The 14,575-nt window shown below is 46.0% G+C and carries 11 protein-coding genes; 6 read left to right on the top strand and 5 right to left on the bottom strand.

The genetic code is table 11. From position 1 onward, the window contains the following. Positions 1-205: 205 nt before the first annotated feature. The gene (locus tag VIB_RS16150; RefSeq protein ID WP_004397495.1) at positions 206-1,054 is read left to right on the top strand and encodes a MurR/RpiR family transcriptional regulator; all 849 of its coding nucleotides are present in this window, start codon (positions 206-208) and stop codon (positions 1,052-1,054) included. 9 nt (positions 1,055-1,063) lie between these two features. On the opposite strand, the gene VIB_RS16155 is transcribed toward VIB_RS16150, so the two are convergent. Beyond that, on the bottom strand, positions 1,064-1,378 hold the full coding sequence (locus VIB_RS16155; RefSeq protein ID WP_004397496.1) for a DUF3630 family protein: 315 nt from the start codon (positions 1,376-1,378) through the stop codon (positions 1,064-1,066). After that, positions 1,371-3,206 (bottom strand): ATP-dependent DNA helicase RecQ, encoded by a 1,836-nt coding sequence (gene recQ / locus VIB_RS16160; protein ID WP_004397497.1) that lies wholly within the window; start codon positions 3,204-3,206, stop codon positions 1,371-1,373. Before recQ ends, VIB_RS16155 begins: the two co-directional genes overlap by 8 nt. 225 nt (positions 3,207-3,431) lie before the next feature. Between recQ and rarD the strand changes: the two genes are divergently transcribed. The 3 genes from rarD to VIB_RS16175 all read left to right on the top strand — a co-directional run bounded on the left by rarD (position 3,432) and on the right by VIB_RS16175 (position 5,954). After that, a complete protein-coding gene (rarD, locus tag VIB_RS16165) occupies positions 3,432-4,343 on the top strand; it encodes an EamA family transporter RarD (RefSeq protein ID WP_004397498.1) in 912 nt (303 codons plus the stop codon). A gap of 78 nt (positions 4,344-4,421) precedes the next feature. Then, entirely contained in the window at positions 4,422-5,216 is a 795-nt protein-coding gene (locus tag VIB_RS16170) for an AraC family transcriptional regulator (RefSeq protein WP_004397499.1), read from the top strand. A gap of 75 nt (positions 5,217-5,291) precedes the next feature. Then, positions 5,292-5,954 (top strand): LysE family translocator, encoded by a 663-nt coding sequence (locus tag VIB_RS16175; RefSeq protein ID WP_004397500.1) that lies wholly within the window; start codon positions 5,292-5,294, stop codon positions 5,952-5,954. A gap of 679 nt (positions 5,955-6,633) precedes the next feature. Here the strand turns inward: VIB_RS16175 and uvrD are convergent. After that, positions 6,634-8,808, bottom strand: coding sequence for a DNA helicase II (gene uvrD / locus VIB_RS16180; protein ID WP_040905705.1), 2,175 nt, complete (start codon positions 8,806-8,808; stop codon positions 6,634-6,636). Positions 8,809-8,972: 164 nt separating this feature from the next. Then, positions 8,973-11,015: an oligopeptidase A gene (gene prlC / locus VIB_RS16185; protein ID WP_040905708.1), complete on the bottom strand. Its 2,043-nt coding sequence runs from the start codon at positions 11,013-11,015 to the stop codon at positions 8,973-8,975. A 433-nt stretch (positions 11,016-11,448) separates the two neighbouring features. Here prlC and VIB_RS16190 point away from each other — a divergent pair, with 433 nt between their 5' ends. Together VIB_RS16190 and gorA are read left to right on the top strand one after the other, a co-directional pair. After that, a complete protein-coding gene (locus tag VIB_RS16190; protein WP_004397502.1) occupies positions 11,449-12,288 on the top strand; it encodes a 23S rRNA (adenine(2030)-N(6))-methyltransferase RlmJ in 840 nt (279 codons plus the stop codon). A 50-nt stretch (positions 12,289-12,338) separates the two neighbouring features. Then, complete coding sequence (gene gorA, locus VIB_RS16195) at positions 12,339-13,694, top strand: glutathione-disulfide reductase (protein WP_004397503.1); 1,356 nt, start codon at positions 12,339-12,341, stop codon at positions 13,692-13,694. Between the two features lie 73 nt (positions 13,695-13,767). Here the strand turns inward: gorA and VIB_RS16200 are convergent, their stop codons facing one another. Then, positions 13,768-14,532, bottom strand: coding sequence for a substrate-binding periplasmic protein (locus tag VIB_RS16200; protein WP_004397504.1), 765 nt, complete (start codon positions 14,530-14,532; stop codon positions 13,768-13,770). Positions 14,533-14,575 lie beyond the last annotated feature (43 nt).

Here is a 14,575-nt window from a genome sequence, read left to right on the forward strand (position 1 = left end):
ATTCATTAACCAGCTAAAGCATGGAATAATCATCCAAAATAAGGTAAGACAAGCCAAAAGATACGCCAAGTCACTGAATATTATTCACCTTCAAAGCAGATTTAATTCCCAGCAAGGAATAAAAAATTCCAAAAACTGCACCATAAATCGTCTTTTGAATTGCGGATTCGTGGTAAAACTGCTTTTAGCATATGGAGAAATCATCATGTCTATAGTTAATCGAATGATCAGTCGACGTACTCAGCTCTCAGCAAATGAGTTAAAAATTGCCGACTGGATCCTTGCTCATCCTCAGCAAGCGGCCTTAATGACCAGTTTACAATTGGCCGAGCAAGTGAGTGCGAGCCAATCCAGTATCATTAAGTTTGCTCAAAAAATGGGCTTTAAAGGCTACAGTGCTTTTAAACTATTATTGGTAGAAGAGCTCAGCCGCAAACAAGCTCTCGAATCAACGCCTGTACAGCACAATATTTTTATTAATGATCCACTGGCAGTGATTGCACAAAAGTTAGTCCAAGCAAAAACGGATGCCATGTTTCATACCACCAACGCGCTCTGTTTTGAACAATTTCACCATGCGGTGAATTGGATTAATCAAGCGCATCGAGTGCAAATCGTCGGCATTGGCGGCTCGGCACTGACTGGGAAGGATTTAGCTTTCAAGCTATTGAAATTAGGCATTACCGCACTCGCTGAGCAAGACAGTCATGTACAAATTGCTACCGCGCGAACGCTTAGGCCTCAAGATGTCCAAATCGCGATTTCTTTTTCTGGGGATAGAAAAGAGGTCTTTATTGCCGCCGAAGCGGCTAAGCAACAAGGGGCCAAAGTTATTGCTCTGACCGCACCAAAGAAAAGTAAACTGCGTCAGTTGGCGGATATCGCTTTAGATACCATCGCCGATGAAACGCAACATCGCAGCTCGTCTATCGCTTCTCGTACTGCGCAAAATGTCTTAACCGATTTACTGTTTATTAGTTTGGTTCAGCAACGAGAAGATTCAGCGCGACAATTGATAGAGACCATTTCGTCGGACATTCAGCAAATTTTATAAGCCTCAGACTCAATCAGCGGCGGATGGGTGACCTGAAAGTAACTGAGCGATAAAGACCAGCTCTTCTCGGCCTTGCTCATCACTCAATGTTTCAAGCCAAATACTGGCGCTGTAATGCTCGGCTTTGAGTAGTAGCTGACAATCTTCAAAATCAATTAGCCAAGTATGTAAGTCGGCATCGAGCTGCTTATCGATAATCGAAGCCGATAACCACTGCAGAAAACGCTCGCCAAGAGCGGGGAAACTATCGATATCCCATTCTGGCGTATTCAGGATAAGTCGCCCCTGATCGGCAAGATAATCTTGTAAGGCAAACTCAGCCATGACCGGTTAAATGCTCCTGAATGACATCCAAAAACGGATCGGCGTATTTCTCTAGTTTGCGCTGACCAACCCCATTTACGGCCAGCATTTCGCCATAAGACGTTGGTAAAATATCCGCCATATCAATGAGAGTCGCATCGCTAAAGACCACATACGGTGGTAAACCTTCTTCATCGGCCAGCGATTTGCGCAGTTTACGTAATTTCGCAAACAGTTTTTTGTCGTAATTTTTATTCGACAATTTATCCGATTTCACCGCCCGTGCTGCGGTATCTAAACGTGGCACGGCTAATTCAACCGCTTTGTCGCCACGCAGAATCGGCCGGGCTTCTTCGGTCAACTGCAAGGTGGAATTGCGAGTAATATTTTGCTGTAGCAAGCCCTTATGAATCAACTGACGGAAAATGCTCACCCAGTAATCATGGCTGTGATCGCGCCCTAAACCATAGGTAGAGAGTTTATCGTGACCATTTTCACGAATCCGGATATTTTGCATCCCACGCAGCACTTCCACCACGTAACCAATCCCAAAACTCTGCTGAACACGATAAACACAAGACAGCGCTTTGCGCACTTGCTCCGTGGCATCGAAATGTTTCGGTGGGTCAAGGCAGACATCACAGTTACCGCAAGGCGTATCACGATATTCGCCAAAGTAGTTGAGCAATACTTGTCGGCGGCAGGTTTGCGCCTCAGCAAAATGACTCATCGCCGTCAGTTTATGGCTTTCGACCTGCTTTTGAGGCCCCTCTTCTTTTTCATCTAGCATGCGGCGCAGCCAAACGATATCGGCAGGGTCGTAAAGCATGATCGCTTCAGCAGGCAAACCATCTCGTCCCGCACGTCCGGTCTCTTGATAGTAAGATTCAATATTGCGTGGAATATCAAAATGGACCACAAAACGCACATTGGACTTATTAATCCCCATCCCAAAGGCGACCGTAGCAACAACAATTTGCACGTCATCACGCTGAAACGCCTCTTGAACATAAGCACGCTCATCAACCTCCATCCCAGCATGATAACTGGCTGCTCGAATGCCGTTATTGCACAACTTTTCCGTCAGCATTTCGACTTTTTTACGACTGCCACAATAGATGATCCCACATTGGCCGCGTTGCGTTTCTAAATAACGGATCACTTGCGATACGGGTTTGTGCTTTTCGACTAGGGTGTAACGAATATTGGGTCGATCAAAGCTGCCCAAATAAGTGTGCGGATTAGCCAATTGCAGGCGATGTAAAATATCAATTCGCGTTGCATCATCTGCCGTTGCCGTCAGTGCCATAAAGGGAACGTGAGGGAAAACCTGTTTAAGTTGACCAAGTGAGGCGTACTCTCGGCGAAAATCATGCCCCCACTGAGAAATACAGTGCGCCTCATCCACGGCGATCATCGCTAATGGTAGCTGTTGTAAACGTTCGATAAAATCGGCCATTAACACTCGCTCTGGCGAGACATAAAGCAATTTTATCTGCCCACGATTAATTCGGTTATAAATCGCAATCAGCGTCTCGCGTGAGAGACTGGAGTTGACACACTCCGCGGCAACACCATTGGCTTTGAGCTGATCGACCTGATCTTTCATCAATGAGATCAGCGGTGAAATCACCACGGTGAGCCCGGGAAACACTAACGCAGGGATCTGGTAGCAAAGCGATTTACCGCCCCCAGTAGGCATAATCACCAAGCTGTCTTGCCCAGCGATCGCCGCCTCTATCACCTCTTGCTGTCCAACCCGAAACGTCTGATAGCCAAACACCTCACGTAATACGTGCTGCGGCGATAAGTTAAGTTCCGGTTGTTCAACGAGTACAGTGGCGGTCATGCAAGCTCTCAATCATGAGTAGGGATGCTGATACTTCAAGTATCAGAACAGTCGGTTATTGTAGTGCCGTTTGCCGGTGAATAAAACCGCAAAGTAGTCGATGAATTCGATTTACAGGTTATACTCTCAGCGGTTAACCTTTGGTTACGTTTTTACGTATTAGTTAACACGCCCTGGCCAGCATTTCTCCTCTTTATCCCTTGCGACAGCAGAGAATTCAACATCATGACACTAGAACAACAACAAGAAGCTAAAAAAGGTATCTTTTTAGCGATCAGTGCTTACACCATGTGGGGCGTAGCACCGATTTATTTTAAATTACTGGGCCACGTTTCTCCGCTAGAAATTCTCAGCCATCGGATTATTTGGTCTTTCTTCTTACTAGCAGGCTTACTTCACTTCAGTCACCAGTGGCGTCATGTAGTGGACATTTTCCAATCCAAAATCAAGCTTGGTTATTTGTTGATCACCGCCCTCTTGATTGGGGGTAACTGGTTGATTTTTATCTGGGCAATTAATGCCAACCATATGCTTGATGCCAGTCTTGGCTATTACATCAACCCAATCCTGAATGTCTTTCTTGGCATGCTATTTTTAGGTGAACGACTACGTAAATTACAATGGTTTGCCGTGCTACTGGCGATGATTGGCGTTGGTATTCAGTTGGTGGTATTTGGGTCGCTGCCAGTGGTAGCGCTAGTGCTCGCCACTACATTTGGTTTATACGGTTTGCTGCGCAAAAAAGTCGGCGTGGGGGCGCAAAGTGGTCTATTTATCGAAACCTTATTTTTACTGCCTGTCGCCGCGTTATATCTGTTTATGCTGGCCGATACGCCAACCAGCCACCTATCGAACAATGACTGGTCATTGAATCTACTGCTGATCAGCGCAGGTATCATCACCACTTTACCTTTGCTCTGTTTCACTGGTGCGGCAACACGCCTTAAGTTATCGACGCTCGGTTTCTTCCAATATATCGGCCCCAGCTTCATGTTCTTACTCGCCGTTTTGGTATACGGCGAAGCGTTCAGCGCCGATAAAGCGATAACTTTCGTCTTTATTTGGGGCGCACTGATCGCCTTTAGTTACGATGGATTAACTTATAAACGCCATACGACGCGTATTGTTACCGAGTAAGGTGATCATTTTTTACAAGACAAGGCAATGGGTAACGATTAAGCTTAGTGGTATCGATTCTCATACCACTAAGCTCACATGGATACGATTCGATATTATTCAACGCCGCATCAAGCGATTAATCTCATTGAAGCTGACTATAAAAAGTTTGCCTTTCAACGCCACTATCATCTGGATTTTCATATCGGTTTGATCACCAGTGGCCAACAAAAGTTTGTTTATCGTGGCAGCCAACATCAGGTAGGACACGGACAGATCGTCATCATGCCACCGGATGAACTTCACGATGGTCAATCTTTATTTGACTCAGGCTATCAAGTACGAGTGTTATCAATCACTCCAGAATGGTTTAGTGAACATGTAGCATTAAGCAGCTCTCACGCTATGATCAATTTTAATCGCGTAATTGTTGATGACCAATCGATTTTTCAGCAACTGTCTCAGCTCCATCAACGCTTACTGTTACCTAACCTAAGCCAACTAGAACAAGATTGCCTCCCATACGAAGGACTCGCCAATTTAATTCATCGCTATAGTATAACTAAAGAAAAAGTGGCGATTCCGCTTGGCGTACAAACTATTGCGACGCTGAAAGAGTTTCTGATCTCCAATATCGATCAACCTGTACAATTGGCACAACTTGCCCAGCTTTGTCAGCTCAGTCCAACTCAGTTTCAACGTCATTTTAAAGCTCAAATGGGTATGACACCCTACGCTTGGTTTACTCGACTACGTCTAGAGCAGGGCATGAAACTGATAAAAAGTGGTCTAGCAGGAACGGAAGTCGCTCATCGAGTCGGATTTTACGATCAAGCCCATTTTACCAAAGCCTTTAAATGGACTTATGGTGTAACTCCCTCGGCCATCGATTAAACGTCAATAATTTACAATCGCACAGCGGTTTAATCTGGCATTCTTGATTCTCTCCAATTTTTTGAGCCAATAACCATGAATGAAATCAGCTTATTAATCACTTTAGCCAGTGTCCATTTCATTGCTTTGATGAGTCCGGGGCCAGATATGGCGCTGGTGATTCAAAACGCTACTCGCTATGGTCGCCACACTGGGCTTTATATTGCCCTCGGGCTCTCCTGCGGCATCTTGTTTCACTCGTTACTAAGCTTAACGGGAGTCAGCTATCTTGTTCATCAACAGCCCTTGCTGTTTGCACTCGTCCAAGTCGCCGGTGGCAGTTACTTACTCTATCTGGGCAGTAATGCACTACGCCATACCATGCAACACTGGAAAACAGACAGTGGGATTATCTCCCAGCGCACAGAACTGCTACTGAATAATAAGCGACAAGCGTTTTCTCGTGGCTTAATTACCAATCTGTTTAATCCTAAGGCCTTGGTTTTTTTCATCAGTTTGATGTCAACGTTAGTGCCAGCCAGTATGTCACTACAAGGTAAAGGGATGGCGTTACTGATTCTATGGGCTATCTCACTGCTGTGGTTTGCCGCACTAGCGTGGATGCTGTCAACCGAGCGCTTGCAGCGTAAATTGCAACGAGCAAGCCGCTATATTGATTTATTGTGTGGGATTATTTTCAGCCTAATTGGCTTAATGATTCTCTCTCAAGCGCTGATCGGCTTGTTTTATCAATCCTAATCGATCTTCGAGCTCAGCGAGCAAAGAGGAAGATTGGCTTGCCCTTTTGTAAGCGATCTCGCACAAATAAGTAAGCCAACATCGTTTTCTCTCTAGAGTAACGCCACTAAAAAAACCATAACCAGCTGAATTTAAAAACTTTAAAACAAAATCTATAGCATGAAATTTATTGTGCATTTATTTTTAGTCTCTTGTTGAATCCGCTTAAAAACGTAATATGAGTGGTGTCGGAAGGATGCTGACACGGAACAGAAATTACTACGGACAGTAAACGTCAGGATGACGAGTGATGGTTAAGGATCAATCATCAGCAAGGACTGCACAGGGACATTGAAAGGATGCACTCGTTACTAGGATGGTAACGACAACGGAATGACAATGGACTCCTCTGGATGAGGCAAGGATTGAACATCAGGATGATGTCAAGGACACTGCTCAGGGAACAAGTAAGCGAACTAACAGGATGGTTAGTCGATCAGGATGATAAAGGACACCGCTAGGAAGGCGATGGACGGATTACGCTAAAGGATATGGCATACTATCAAGGAATTGATGCAGGGAGCACCGATTGAGTAGCTGGATTGCTGCAAGTAAGACCCTAACCCCGCAGGCTTTGCCCGCGGGGTTTTCTTTTATCGGTAATCAGCGTTACCCACTTGTTTGGTAACGCTGAAAAACGTTAGGCTTTTTCTAGTCGAGCATAAGCGGTGACCAGCCATTTAATGCCTTCACCATTAAACGCGACTTGCACTCTGCTCTGTGGGCCACTGCCTTCAAAGTTGATGATCGTACCTTCACCGAATTTCGGATGCCGCACTCGAGCCCCTAAACTAAAGCCCGTTTCATTAAAATTCTCTTTCACCGCGCTAGTGCTAAACCGGCCACTGTTAGTGGGTCTGCTGACTTGCGCTTTCATACGCACTTCATCTAAACACTGCTCAGGTAATTCGCGAATAAAACGCGATGGCTTGTGATATTTGTCTTGGCCGTACAAACGGCGAATTTCTGCATGGGTGATGTATAACTTTTGCATCGCTCGCGTCATGCCGACATAACACAGACGGCGCTCTTCTTCTAAACGCCCCGCTTCTTCAGCGGACATTTGGCTCGGGAACATACCTTCTTCGACACCAACCATAAACACCAAAGGAAATTCGAGTCCTTTCGCGCTGTGTAACGTCATCAATTGCACCGCATCATCAAACTCATCCGCTTGCCCTTCCCCTGCTTCCAGTGCTGCATGGGTTAAAAATGCGGTTAGCATGCTCATCTCATCGGCTTCTTCTGGTTTTTCAAACTGACGCGTGGCGGTGACCAATTCCTCCAAGTTTTCGATTCGCGCCTTAGATTTCTCGCCTTTCTCTTGTTCATACATGGCGTATAAACCCGAAGTTTTGATTACGTGGTCCGTTTGTACGTAAAGTGGCATCTCAGCGCTATCATCTTCCAAGGCATTAATCAGCTCAACAAAACGGCTCAAAGCTCCCGCAGCACGTCCAGTTAGCACTTGCTCATTTAATAACGCGATACTGGCATCCCATAAAGTACAACCGCGATCACGAGCAGCAAAACGAATGGTTTCCAGCGTTTTATCACCCAGCCCTCGCACCGGAGTATTGATCACTCGTTCAAAAGCCGAATCATCATGACGATTAGCGATTAAACGTAAATAGCTCAGCGAATCTTTGATCTCTTGGCGTTCAAAAAAGCGCATCCCACCATAGATACGATAAGGTAGACCAGCTTGAATTAACGCTTCTTCCAATACCCGTGACTGAGCGTTATTGCGATAAAGCATCGCACAATCATTGAGTAAGCCCCCATTATCTCGCCACTCTTTAATTTTGGTCACCGTGAAGCGGGCTTCATCCAAATCGTTATAAGCAGAGTACACCGAGATCCGCTCGCCTTCATTACCATCGGTCCATAGCTCTTTACCCATCCGCTCGGTGTTATTGGCAATTAAGGCGTTCGAGGCCTGTAAGATGGTTTTGGTTGAACGGTAGTTTTGCTCAAGACGAATGGTGTTAACACTCGGAAATTCCAAGGTGAATTTTTCAATATTGGCGATATTCGCTCCGCGCCAGCCATAAATCGATTGATCGTCATCACCCACAATCATCACATGACATTCAGGTCCGGCTAACATGCGTAGCCAAGCGTACTGAATATTATTGGTATCTTGAAATTCGTCGACCAGAATATGTTTGAAACGCGCTTGATAGTGTTCGCGAATATGCTGTTTATCACGCAAAAGCTCATGAGTACGCAATAAAATTTCGGCAAAATCGACCAGCCCCGCTCGGTCGCACGCTTCTTGATAAGCGCTGTACAACTGCAGATAGGTTTGCGTCACCGGATCGCGGTAGACATCAATATGTCGCGGACGTAATCCTTCGTCTTTTTTGCCATTGACCCACCAACAAACCTGTTTAGCGGGCCACTGTTTCTCATCGAGATTTTGCGCTTTGATTAAACGGCGTAATAAACGCAGTTGATCTTCAGAATCCAGAATTTGAAAATCTTCCGGCAAATTGGCGTCTAAATAGTGAGCACGTAAAATACGATGACAAATGCCGTGGAAGGTACCATTCCACATACCCGATGCGCTGCCTTGCATTAGCTCTTCAATGCGTCCACGCATTTCTGCAGCGGCTTTATTGGTAAACGTCACCGACATGACCGAAAACGGCGACGCTTGTTCAACCGAGATTAGCCAAGCAATACGATGCACTAGTACCCGTGTTTTACCACTGCCCGCTCCTGCCAACACCAATAGATTTTCTAAAGGAGCGGCAACGGCTTCGCGCTGTTTATCGTTGAGACCATCGAGCAAAAGAGAGGGATCCATCATGGCTAATCTACTGTTTATTTATACATAATTTGTACGATTATACTCTTAAACGATGGGATAACCAAATGACGTCATAAGTCTCCGTTTCATCGTGATCGTCGAGTGATGGCATAGAAAAGGGCTGCATGTGCAGCCCTTCTAAGTAATGTTCACTTGACGTGTATTTAAGCGGCGATCCCGGCATGGCGTAGCATAGCGTCGATTTGTGGTTCACGACCACGAAAACGCTTGAATAGCTCCATAGGCTCTTCACTGCCGCCCATTTCAAGAATGTTTTCTAGGAAGCTTTGTCCAGTTTGAGTATTAAAAATGCCCTCTTCTTCAAAGCGTGAAAATGCATCCGCAGACAACACTTCAGCCCATAAGTAGCTGTAGTAACCGGCGCTATAACCACCAGCAAAAATATGGCTAAAGCTGTGAGAGAAACGGTTCCACTCTAAGCTTGGTAATACTGAGACCTTTTTCTTCACCTCAGCTAAGGTTTCTAGCACTTTTGGCCCGACTTCTGGGTCGTAGGTGGTATGAAGCGTAAAGTCGAACAGACCGAATTCCAATTGACGCAAAATAAACATCGCCGATTGGAAGTTCTTCGCAGCGAGCATTTTATCCAGCATGGCTTTTGGCAGCGGTTCACCGGTTTGGTAATGGCCCGAAATAAAGGTCAATGCCTCTTCTTCCCAGCACCAGTTTTCTAAAAATTGACTCGGTAACTCAACCGCGTCCCAAGGCACACCATTGATGCCAGACACCGAGCCAATCTCGACTTGAGTCAGCATATGATGAATACCGTGACCAAATTCGTGAAACAGCGTCACCACTTCATCATGAGTAAATAAGGCTGGCTTATCGCCGATTGGACGGTTGAAGTTACAGGTTAAATAAGCCACTGGCGTTTGCAATTCACCATTTTGCGTCACACGACGGCCACGGCAATCATCCATCCAAGCACCGCCCCGTTTATGCTCACGAGCGTACAGATCAAGATAGAAGCTACCACGTAAGGTATGGTTGGAATCAAAAATATCAAAGAAACGTACCGAAGGATGCCAAGTATCTACCCCTGCACGCTCTTTAACCGACATACCGAACACACGGTGAAGCACTTCAAATAAGCCTTTGACTACCGTCTGCTCAGGGAAATAAGGACGCAATTCCTCATCGGAAATGTTAAACAAGTGCTGTTTTTGCTTCTCACTGTAGTAAGCGACATCCCACAATTGCAGCTCAGACACGCCATATTCTTGCTCGGCAAATTGGCGTAAAGCTTCTACTTCACGCTCGCCTTGAGGCTTGGCTTTAGCCGCCAAATCATTCAGGAAGCCCAACACTTGATCTGGGGTTTCCGCCATTTTGGTCGCTAATGATTTTTCACTGTAGGAGTTAAACCCTAACATCCGAGCAATTTCATGGCGTAGCTTGAGTTTCTCAGCGATGATTTCGCTGTTGTCCCATTGACCAGCGTTAGGGCCGCGATCCGATGCTCGCGTCACGTACGCTTCGTACAACTCTTGACGCAGAGCTTGGTTATCACAATAGGTCATCACAGGTAGATAAGAAGGCATCTCTAGAGTCAATAAATACCCTTCTAACCCTTTCGCTTCTGCGGCCGCTTTCGCTGCAGCAAGGGCCGATTCTGGCATACCCGCTAACTGCTCAACATCGGAGATCTGTTTACTCCAGCCCATGGTGGCGTCAAGGACATTATTGGAAAACTTTGAACCTAACTCGGACATGCGCTTACTGATCTCACCATAGCGTTTCTGCTCCGCGGCAGGTAAGCCAATCCCTGAAAGCTCAAAATCACGCAGGCCATCGTCGATGGTTTTTTGCTGAGCTCGAGTTAAGGTTGCAAACTCTGGACTGGCTTTAATGGCTTTATAGGCGTCAAACAGCCCTTTGTGTTGTCCAACCCAAGTGCTGTACTCAGACAGCAGAGGCAGACAGCTTTCATAAGCGTCACGTAGCTCATCACTATTAACAACGGAATTCATGTGACTAACAGGCGACCATACTCGGCTTAAGCGATCATCGACTTCTTCAATCGGCGCAATCACACTCGCCCATGAAGGTTGAGTGTTACCCTCAAGAACTTGGTTAATTTTAGTGCGGCAAGCTTCAATCACCTGTTCAACCGCAGGTTTTACATGCTCAGGTTTAATGGCAGAAAACGGCGGTAAGTCCGTGAACGTGAGAAGAGGGTTTGACATATAACATTCCTTTTGAGTTAAGACGTGTCGCTCTCCTTCCTATTTGGATTAGCAAAGTAAGAAGGTTCTTGTTATGAGAAAGTAAATCGGGGTGGTGAAGCGAAATTTCAATAGCGACTTAAGTATTATGACTTAAAATCACCACAAGATTGACGATCTTAAGCTAACTTTCACCCCACTGTCCCAAACGACTTGGAGTTACAAGTAAGCGGCCAGTGAATCAATCCCCCATGAGCATAGACAAACGATATGACTGAGGTGAATGAACGTCGCCAACACCGCAGCAGCTTTAAGTACGAAGGAGATATCATCAACTCACCTCGCTCAGACTGACGTATCACCAATCTGCACCTGAAACGCTTTTGAGTATATAATCAGGCGATATTATTTGATTCACTAGCCACACTCGCTCAGGGTGTTTTGAGAGCTCATTTTGCTAAGTTATCGTCACAGTTTTCATGCTGGCAACCACGCTGATGTATTAAAGCATATCGTACAAAGTCTTATTCTCAATGCGTTACAGCAAAAAGAGACGCCATTTGTTTATCACGATACTCATTCTGGCGTTGGGCGCTACGATTTAACCCACGAGTGGTCAGAAAAAACCGGAGAATACAAACAAGGGATTGGCCGATTATGGCAGCAGACAGACACTCCCGCGGCAATAGACAGTTATCTGGATGCGGTTAAAGCACTCAACCAAGGCGAGGAGCTACGCTATTACCCAGGTTCACCACGCATCGCTCGCGCTCACCTTCGTGCCCAAGACCGCATGGTACTCAGCGAACTGCATCCCAGTGATTACCCATTACTGGAGCAAGAATTTGCTCGTGATCGCCAAGTGGCGATTTACAAACAAGACGGCTTTGCACGCTTAAAAGCCAGCTTACCGCCAAAAGAACGCCGCGGTTTGGTGCTGATTGATCCGCCTTATGAGCTGGCCAAAGAGTATCGCGATGTAGTGCAAGCCATCGCGCAAAGCCATAAACGTTGGTCAACGGGCATTTATGCGATTTGGTATCCCGTGGTTAACCGCTGCGATATTGAGGATATGTTAGATGGGCTAGCTAACCTTGGCATTCGTAAAATATTACAAATTGAGCTTGGCGTAGCACCCGATACCAACCAACGCGGTATGACCGCGTCAGGGATGATTGTAATTAACCCGCCGTGGAAACTGGAGAGTGAAATGCAAACCATTCTGCCGTTTCTCAAGCAAGCCATCGCTCCGGCAACGGGTCATTTTAAAGTCGAATGGGTTGTTCCAGAATAAACTGACCCAATCTACTTAATAAAGCACTGAAAAGAATAACGGAGAAAGGAATGACAACACATTTTGATTATATCTGTATTGGCGGCGGCAGCGGTGGCATCGCCTCGGCGAACCGTGCGGCAATGTATGGCGCAAAAGTCGCGTTGATTGAAGCAAAAGATCTCGGTGGCACTTGTGTGAATGTCGGTTGTGTGCCGAAAAAAGTCATGTGGCATGGCGCTCAAATTGCCGAAGCAATGCAGCTTTACGCGAAAGACTACGGCTTTGATGTCAAGGTTAATGGTCTAGATTGGTCAAAACTGATTGAAAGCCGCCAAGCCTATATTGGTCGTATTCATCAATCTTACGATCGCGTGCTCGGTAATAACAAAGTGCATGTTATTCGTGGTTTTGCCCGTTTTATTGATGCCAAAACCATCGAAGTCGAAGGTCAGCAATATACTGCCGATCATATTTTGATTGCCGTGGGTGGCCGACCAACCATTCCAAACATTCCTGGCGCAGAATACGGTATTGATTCCAACGGTTTCTTTGAGTTAACCGAGCAACCGAAACGCGTAGCCGTGGTCGGCGCTGGTTATATTGCGGTTGAGATAGCTGGGGTACTGCATGCCCTTGGCACAGAGACCCACTTGTTTGTACGCAAAGAATCGCCACTGCGCAGCTTTGATCCGATGATCATCGATACTTTAACCGAAGTAATGAAAACGGAAGGGCCAACGCTGCACACCCATAGCGTGCCAAAACAAGTAATTAAAGAGGCCGATGGCAGCCTGACACTGCATCTTGAAAATGGCCAAAGCTGCAATGTCGATACCCTTATCTGGGCGATTGGCCGTCATCCCGCGACTGATGCGATTAATCTTGCTGCCACTGGCGTAGCGACTAATGAGCAAGGCTACATTAAAGTCGATCAATACCAAAATACCAATGTTGAAGGCATTTACTGTGTCGGCGATATTATGGAAGGTGGTATTGAGTTGACCCCCGTGGCCGTCAAAGCGGGTCGTCAGTTGTCTGAGCGTTTGTTCAACAACAAACCTGAAGCGAAAATGGATTATGACTTAGTGCCTACCGTGGTCTTTAGTCACCCACCGATTGGCACCATTGGCTTAACCGAACCTGATGCGATCGCTAAGTATGGCGCCGATCAGGTCAAAGTCTATACATCGAGCTTTACTGCTATGTATACCGCAGTCACCTCTCATCGCCAGCCATGCAAAATGAAATTAGTCTGCGCAGGGCCAGAAGAAACCGTGGTCGGTTTACATGGTATTGGCTTTACGGTGGATGAAATGATTCAAGGTTTTGCGGTTGCAATGAAGATGGGCGCGACGAAAGCTGACTTTGATTCGGTGGTGGCTATTCACCCAACGGGCAGTGAAGAATTTGTTACCATGCGGTAACGTCTTCCCCTAATAAAACTGCGAGCTCACGTTTTGGCTCGCAGTGTTTGTTTATACACTTGTCTTAACGTAATCACTCTTGTTGAATCGGCGCTTCTAAACCATAAGACTCAAATATCCGGGTGATTTCCCCTGAGCGGCGCATTTCAGTCAACGCTGCCTCTAATTGATTAATGTATTGGTAGTTTGCTGAGCGTTTAGGCACACTAAAAAAGCGTCCATTAAGCGAAACATCCGTATAACTGATTTTTCTCAGTTCGGGATCATTTTCAAATACGTCCAGCCCATGCTGCTCCGAAGTGATAGCCAAATCAAATCGACCCGCCTTGAGCATATTAATAATTTGATCGCCGCTAGTGACAAAAATGGTCCGTAACTGATCGGTATTTTGATTAAATTGCGAACTATAAAAACTGCCATTTAATGCACCAACCACATACCCTTTACTGACGATTTCATCAAAACCTTTAGCATCGATATCAGCGTTTTTACGAGTGAAGTAAAAGACCTCTCTTTGACCATAACCCATGAGTAGAGGATGTAAATAGACCTCACGCTCCTCATCCATCGAGTGTAAGGGGATTAAGTCAACACCGCCTTGCGGCGCAACGCCAATGGTTCTCGCCCAAGGCACTTGCGTCCACTGAACTTGATGGCCTAATTTACTGATGACTTGGGTGATCACATCGCCACCCGGCCCTTTACACTGACCATTTTCAAAATAAAGATAGGGGATTCGGTCTCGACAATGGCCTTGCCACGTCACATTGGCCCACAGTGGTGCAGCAAGAAATAAACTTAACCCGCTGACGATAAAGAACTTAATACTTTTACTCATGCTAACGCCTCCAGTTAGTAATAGCGTATGCTCCATAACAGAG

Source organism: Vibrio metschnikovii CIP 69.14 (assembly GCF_000176155.1).
Lineage (GTDB): Bacteria > Pseudomonadota > Gammaproteobacteria > Enterobacterales > Vibrionaceae > Vibrio > Vibrio metschnikovii.